At 42.5% G+C, this 7,164-nt stretch carries 7 protein-coding genes; all 7 read right to left on the bottom strand.

Annotated features, from left to right (window positions below):
- Positions 1–209: 209 nt before the first annotated feature.
- The 7 genes from ACM0OP_RS23435 to rpsB all read right to left on the bottom strand — a co-directional run bounded on the left by ACM0OP_RS23435 (position 210) and on the right by rpsB (position 6,743).
- A complete protein-coding gene (locus ACM0OP_RS23435; RefSeq protein WP_414530811.1) occupies positions 210–431 on the bottom strand; it encodes a type II toxin-antitoxin system HicB family antitoxin in 222 nt (73 codons plus the stop codon).
- On the bottom strand, positions 431–685 hold the full coding sequence (locus ACM0OP_RS23440; protein WP_414530812.1) for a type II toxin-antitoxin system HicA family toxin: 255 nt from the start codon (positions 683–685) through the stop codon (positions 431–433). The genes ACM0OP_RS23435 and ACM0OP_RS23440 overlap by 1 nt, the downstream gene beginning before the upstream one ends.
- Positions 686–688: 3 nt before the next feature.
- Positions 689–952 (bottom strand): AbrB/MazE/SpoVT family DNA-binding domain-containing protein, encoded by a 264-nt coding sequence (locus tag ACM0OP_RS23445; protein WP_414530813.1) that lies wholly within the window; start codon positions 950–952, stop codon positions 689–691.
- 82 nt (positions 953–1,034) lie between these two features.
- Positions 1,035–3,506 (bottom strand): ATP-dependent DNA helicase RecG, encoded by a 2,472-nt coding sequence (gene recG / locus ACM0OP_RS23450; protein WP_414530814.1) that lies wholly within the window; start codon positions 3,504–3,506, stop codon positions 1,035–1,037.
- Between the two features lie 119 nt (positions 3,507–3,625).
- A complete protein-coding gene (locus ACM0OP_RS23455; protein WP_414530815.1) occupies positions 3,626–4,492 on the bottom strand; it encodes a hypothetical protein in 867 nt (288 codons plus the stop codon).
- Positions 4,493–4,825: 333 nt separating this feature from the next.
- Positions 4,826–5,770, bottom strand: a complete 945-nt coding sequence (tsf, locus tag ACM0OP_RS23460) for a translation elongation factor Ts (protein ID WP_414530816.1) — start codon at positions 5,768–5,770, stop codon at positions 4,826–4,828.
- A 172-nt stretch (positions 5,771–5,942) separates the two neighbouring features.
- On the bottom strand, positions 5,943–6,743 hold the full coding sequence (gene rpsB, locus ACM0OP_RS23465) for a 30S ribosomal protein S2 (protein ID WP_414530817.1): 801 nt from the start codon (positions 6,741–6,743) through the stop codon (positions 5,943–5,945).
- Positions 6,744–7,164 lie beyond the last annotated feature (421 nt).

Below are 7,164 nucleotides of genomic sequence, written 5' to 3' on the forward strand. Positions count from 1 at the left end.
TTAAAGTATTTATATCTTAATTAAGTGTACCTCATAACAGACGGAAGTGCTGTATTGAAGCTAAACAAAAAGACTTGAGCAATTTTGAGCAGTCGAAAGTTGAGATATTAATTCAAATTGAGAATAAACGTCAGGAAATAAAGCAGGATATCAGACGATTGATCAAGTAGTGCAATACCTGCGGTGGTCTGCGTCTACGCAGACTCTAATCATGAGGCTTTGTAATAAATTGCAGGGCGGTATCTCGGTTCTGGTATTGGTTTACCTTCGATTTTGGCAGTTTCTAACCATACTGCTTTTGCTTGTAATACTTCACTAAGTGCTTCTTCTTCAGTCGAACCAAATGCCGAACAATATTTTAGATCAGGAATATCAGCTATATAGCCGTTATCTTCTTCACTGTAGAAAATATTAATGTGATAGTGTTTCATTATTCATCCTCCAAAGTAAGTGCATATTCTTCAACTAAAATCATTAATTGACGGACTTGATACGGAACAGATTTGCCGTTTCGATTTTGGAGATTAACAAGCTCAGGGATATCAGGATGAGTAAAAATGTGATGACTCCCATTAACTCGTGATAGAGTAAATCCAAAAGCTTCAACCAAAGCAACTAGTTCATTAAAATGAATGTTTTTAGAACCAGAAAGAACTTTTTCTAGTAATTTACGCTTTTTCGACATTGATTAATCCCGTGTGCGGCGTTCCTGGATGAGTTCCTCTACTAAGTGTCTATCCGGGAATTTATCTTTTAATAAACCTCTGATTTTTTTAACTTGTTGTTTAAGGCTGACTAATTGAATCTTGCAACTATCTTGAAGTGTTAAAATTAGGCGATCGCCTGATTCTAAATTTAGTTTTTCTTGTATTTCTTTAGGTAAAGTTAAACGTCCTTCCGGTTCAATATCAAGTGTAAATTGTTGAGGAATTGATGAATTAGCAAATGTCATAGCTGAATATTCCCTGTGTTACACGTATTTATATTTTATCAACACTCTCAGCAATTCTTGCTTTATTGGGATAAGGTTTTAACTAAGTCAAAATCGCCCCACCCATTAACCGTTCATAGCGATACTTTAATTCAGCTTTCATCAAAACCCAACGTTCCAAAGTTGCATCCATCTCGATCACTTTCTCCGCAACTTGTCGGGCTAACAGCAAAATTTCCTCATCGTCCACCAAACTGGCTAAAGTAAAATCAGCTACACCCGATTGCCGAGTTCCCAGCACTTCCCCAGGGCCTCGAAACCGCATATCCATTTCCGAGATAAAAAAGCCATCTTGGGATTGTTCCAAAACCTTCAGCCGTTGTTGAGCATCTGCACTCTTAGAACTACTCATCAATAAACAGAAAGACTGCGCCGCACCACGACCAACCCGCCCGCGTAATTGATGCAGTTGTGATAATCCAAACCTCTCAGCATTTTCAATCAGCATCACCGTTGCATTGGGTACATCTACACCCACTTCTACAACCGTAGTAGAAACCAAGATTTGTGTGTGATTATCGCGGAATTTGGTAATGGCTTCATCCTTATCTGCGGAACTCATGCGACCATGCAATAACCCCACTTGAAAGTCAGGAAAAATACTTTCTTGTAACTTATGATGCTCCTCTACGGCTGACCGCAAGTCCAATTTTTCCGATTCTTCCACGAGAGGTAAAACTATATAAACTTGCCTTCCTTGGGCAATTTCTCGGCGCATTAAGTCGTAAGCTTCAGTGCGTTGCTGACCTGTTAACATAGTGGTTTGAATTTTTTGCCGTCCTGGTGGTAACTCATCAATTTGGCTAACATTCATATCTCCATGTATTGTTAATGCTAATGTCCGAGGAATGGGGGTAGCCGTCATAGTTAATACATGGGGTTGGTCGCCTTTTTGCTGTAACAACGCCCTTTGTTTCACGCCAAAGCGATGTTGTTCATCAATCACCACTAAGCCCAATTGGTTAAAATTTACAGTGTCTTGAATTAAGGCGTGAGTTCCCACTAATAAAGGTAATTCACCTGTAACTAGCTGAGAATGTATTTCTCGCCGTTTGGCAACTTTGGTGGAACCTGTCAGTAATTCCACGGGTAAATGCAACAGGTTAAACCAACTAACTAACTTGCGATAATGTTGTTCTGCTAAAACTTCCGTGGGAGCCATTAACGCCGCTTGATATCCTGATTGAATGGCGGCGAGGATCGCAATTACAGCCACCACTGTTTTACCCGAACCCACATCGCCCTGGATTAGCCGATTCATCGGAGTGGATTTTTCTAAGTCTGTGAGAATATCGTTGAGGACTCGTTGCTGTGCGCCAGTGAGTTGAAAAGGCAGAATTTCGGAGAATTTTTCGACTAGCTGACCTTTGGGGGCGAGAATAGCACTGGTTTGGATAGCCCTGGCTTGGTGCTGACGTTGCAATAAGCCGAGTTGTAGGTAGAAAAATTCATCAAATACTAGACGACGACGAGCAGCTTGTAGAGTCATGCTGTCATCGGGAAAATGGATATTGGCGATCGCATCCTTCAATTCCATCAAATTATACTTTGTCCTTAACCCTTTAGGCAAAGGATCTTTCAAATGAACCGTAGCGGGTAAAGCCGCTGTTATCGCCTGTCGCACCATATTTGCCATCACGCCCTCAGTCAAGGCATAAATTGGCACTACTCGACCAATAGTCAAAGAATCAATCGTATCTCCTGGATGTGCTAAAACCTCAAGTTCCGGGTTATCCAAAGTCAACCCATATCTACTTTCTTTCACCAACCCACAAGCCGCCAAAATACTACCCACTGGGTAACGGCGTTTTAAACCTTCTTGCCAACCCCGACTAGCAAAACGCGCCCCCGCATAAAAGCGAGTAATTTTAATTTCCCCTGTATTATCTTTGAGGACTAACTCTAAAATCGATAACTTCTTATTTTTAGGGCTAGTAAAACAGTTACAACGCTTGACATTAGCAATAATCGTCACTGTTTCACCTCCCTGCAATTCCCGGATATTCACCTGACGCGCATAGTCAATATGATCACGGGGATAGTAGAAAAGCAAATCCCGCACAGTATACAAATTCAGCGCCGCTAATTTATCCGCCTGACGAGGGCCGATTTCTGGTAAATCGCTGAGTTTTTGGTCAATATTTGGGGCTAACCTGCGACTCACTTCCGCCACAATTGGCGATTTCGGTTGAGAATTTTGGCGTTTGTAAATCTGTGATTTCTCTATGCTAGTTTCTTTTGGTTCTTGCTGTAATTGGTAAAGATACCTCCGAGTTTCAGCGACTAAATGCTGTCTGTCTAACTCTTCCAGATGGGGATAATTAGCAAATTTTGCCGCCAGTTCTAGCCAACGGCCACGTTCTATAGAGGGCAAAGCTGTGGGGAATTTCCCAAAAGTCAAGCAGAGAAATTCACTGAAGCGGTATTGTTTACCCATCAAGTCTGTAAAGCCTTTGTCTGCTTCTATAGCCAAGGCTTTCTGTAATCTTACCCAATCTGGTGTGTCATTAGTCATTGTTACTATCTTTCCCCCTGCACCCTATTCCCCACTCCCCACTCCCCACACCTCACCCGCATCTTCTCCCCCCTGCACCCTGCACCCTGCACCCTTGCCTCTTCCCCACTCCCCACTCCCTACTCAAACCAACTAGCACGCCATGCAGATTCAGCTTCTGCTATTGAGCGTTCCCGTTGTTTTTTTTGATAATCTCGCCCTACCTTCTTTAACTCAACTAAGATATGGCGAATTTGTCTGCGTGCAGAAGAAAGTGTGGTGTCAGCAAATTCCATTTCCCCCAATCGCAGGTTAATGGCCATAATCTTTGTGAGTTTTGATTCCTCTGGATCTTGTTCGCTTTCGATTTCTACCACCACATTTAACAGATTAGCTGGCCCTGGCATAACCTCAGCAGATGCTTCTGAGACAGCCGCCGCCGCTTCTAAAATTGGTTCTGGTAATTTATTGGGTAAGATACTAGCTTTTTGTAACAAAAGATTAGCATTGCGAGAGACATTTTTCAGTACCTTTTGGATAAAATTTTCCAGATTTTGTTGCCATTGCAGCAGTTCTATGGGGTTGGATAAATCAGGAGTAACGCTTTTTAGGGCTGAAGTTATCAGGGGTAAAGCAGATGAATCAGATAAAGTGTATGTTACTACCTCATCCTCCTGTTCTCCTTCTTCCTCCTGTTCTATTTCTTCCTGTTCCTCTGCTTCTGCTTGACTCTGGAGATAAGAAAGTAATAAATCAGCCGCCTCTTGTCCGGAGTTGCGAACAGCCTGCTGCAATTTTTGGCGTTGGTTTAGGGATAAATTCAAGAAATTTTCGGGATATCCTTGGGTGCATAGATGGTAAGTTGCTAAAATCAACTGTCTCCGTACAGCTTGCCCCAAAGTAGTTAAATAATTGCCATACGCATTTTGCAGTTCTGCGGCGATCGCCTGAATCGCCGCTTGTAAAGCTACAATATCTTTTTCAATTAGCTCAATAGCTCTAGCCATATCTTCTTTAATTAATCACTTATTTTATAGCGTATCCTAGCATCAGCAACACCTGATTTTAGTACAAATATACTTGCTTTTAACTGTTATGCGGGGGGAAGAGGCAGGGGTGCAGGGCGCAGGGTGCAGGGGGGAAAGAGGCAGGGGTGCAGGGTGCAGGGTGCAGGGGAGAAAACTTCCTAGTCTCCAATCCCCAATCCCCAATCCCCAATCCCCAATCCCCAATCCCTTTTGGCGATCGCTACAAACAAAAACACAGGCCAATTGATGATAACTGGCCTGTGAGTCTACAAGTAATGAGTTACAAAAGTAACCTCTAAGTTTTAACTAAAGTTACTTACTACCCATTTGAGCAGCAACTTCTTCAGCAAAATTACTTTCTTCCTTCTCAATACCTTCACCAAGGATATAGCGCACAAAGCAATTCACCTTGATTTCTTCGCCCACTTTGCCTTTAACTTGTTTTACCAAGTCTTCCACAGAAATGCTCTGATCACGGATGAAAGGCTGATCCAACAAAGTTAATTCCTTCAGGCGTTTTTCAATCCGTCCCTGAACAATTTTTTCTTTGATGTTCTGGGGTTTGTTACCCAAATCATCCCGTCCCATTTCAATTTCTGTTTCTTTTTGGGCAAATTCGGCTGGGATTTCGTCTACACTGACGTACTCCACATTGGGACAAGCTGCAACTTGCATTGCCGCATTCTTAGCCAATGTTTGAAACTCTTCATTCTGAGCTGCTGACTCAGTTTGGGCATTCAGTTCTACCAAAACACCAACCCGACCACCAGTGTGAATATAGCTGTCTACAATGCCTTGTTTGCCTTCTGGAAGTTCAAACTTGACAAAGCGACGCACTTGAATATTTTCACCGAGCTGGGCGATGGTTTGCTTAATGAACTGGTCTGCACTGATGCTGTTGTCCTCAATATAGGGTTGAGCCAATAAAGATTCCACACTATCAGCTGTACTTGCTTGCTGTGCCAGATTCTTAACCAGAGCTTTAAAAGCTTCGTTACGGGCAACAAAATCGGTTTGGCAGTTAACTTCTATGAGTACACCCACTCGACCACTGGGTTGAATGTAGGTGTCTACTAAACCTTCTGCCGCCACGCGATCGCTTTTCTTCCCTGCTGAAGCAATCCCTTTTTGTCGCAGCCACTCTATACTTTTTTCAATGTCGCCGTCATTTTCTTTCAGCGCTTTTTTGCAGTCCATCATGCCTGCACCAGTTTTTTGGCGTAGCTCTTGGACGAGTTTTGCAGATATTTCCGCCATGTTGCCTCAATTCCTAACTTAACCTTGAGTTGTAATCGCTCACGGGTGTTGAGTATTTCTATCTTACTCAGGGCTGGTGAAGAAAAAGCGATGAAGTATGAACTTTGAAGAATTGAGTATGAAGCGTGAGCTTTTTAGTCTCCATACTCAAATTTTCCCCTACTTATTCTGCTTATGATTCTTGCTCAGAATTGGAGTCACCAGACGCTTCAGCATATTCGCCGTCGTCGTACTCGTCATCATACTCAGAACCGTCATAATCTTCGTAATAATCTTCCTCACCTTCTAGCTGACCGCCACGACCTTCAAAAATCGCGTCCGCCAATTTGCCCACGATCAACTTAATTGACCGGATAGCATCATCATTAGCTGGAATGGGGATATCTACTACGTCTGGGTCACAATTTGTATCTAGCATCGACACAATGGGCAATCCCAGTTTTTGGCATTCTTGAACTGCGTTATATTCCCGTCTTTGGTCTACAATCACTACCACGTCAGGGACTTTCCGCATATTCTTAATCCCACCCAGGTATTTTTGCAGCTTCGTCATCTCTCGACGCAACATAGAAGCTTCTTTCTTGGGTAGTAAATCTAGTGCGCCGCTTTCTTCACGACGTTCTAAATCTTTCAGACGATCGGCTCTGGTTTTAATTGTCGCCCAGTTAGTGAGCATTCCACCCAACCAACGCTGGTTAATATAGTGAGAGCCACAACGAGCTGCTTCTTGAGCAATAATTCCCGCAGCTTGGCGCTTAGTACCAACAAACAGGAATTTTTTACCTTGCTGAGACTGCGATCGCATATAGCTATAAGCATCTTCCATTAACTGGGCAGTCTGCACCAAATCAATGATATGTACGCCATTGCGAGAAGTATAAATGTACGGAGACATTTTTGGGTTCCAGCGTCGGGTTTGATGCCCGAAATGTACCCCTGACTCCATCATTTGAGCCAATGAAACTACTGGCATATTTTTTTGAACTCCTAATTCGGGTTAAACCTCCATCCAGTTGTATTTCCATAACGAAAACACCCGAATGACTGGATGTGCGAGATTAGACAACCCTTCTAGGATAGCACAGATAATCAATTATTGCAACTAAAAATTCCTTGATCTATAATCTGCTTTCATTTTTACACTTACTTGCTGAGGTGGGGAGTGGGGAGTAGGGAGTGGGGAGTGGGGAGTGGGAAACAGCTTTTTTATTTGTAAGGGCAAAGCGCAGGCTACACCAAGAGAAATCTAGGAACCCTACATAGCATAGGACAAAAATTAAATTGTAATTATTAAACGTAGTATAATCATTGTTTCTTAAAAAAGAGAATAATTAATTAATTAATTTCAGTCTAGTAGATTAATAGTGGTGACTGACTGAAATAATATAATGCAA

Origin of the sequence: Nodularia chucula CCY0103, from assembly GCF_963923915.1 — a bacterium.
Taxonomy (GTDB): Bacteria; Cyanobacteriota; Cyanobacteriia; order Cyanobacteriales; family Nostocaceae; genus Nodularia; species Nodularia chucula.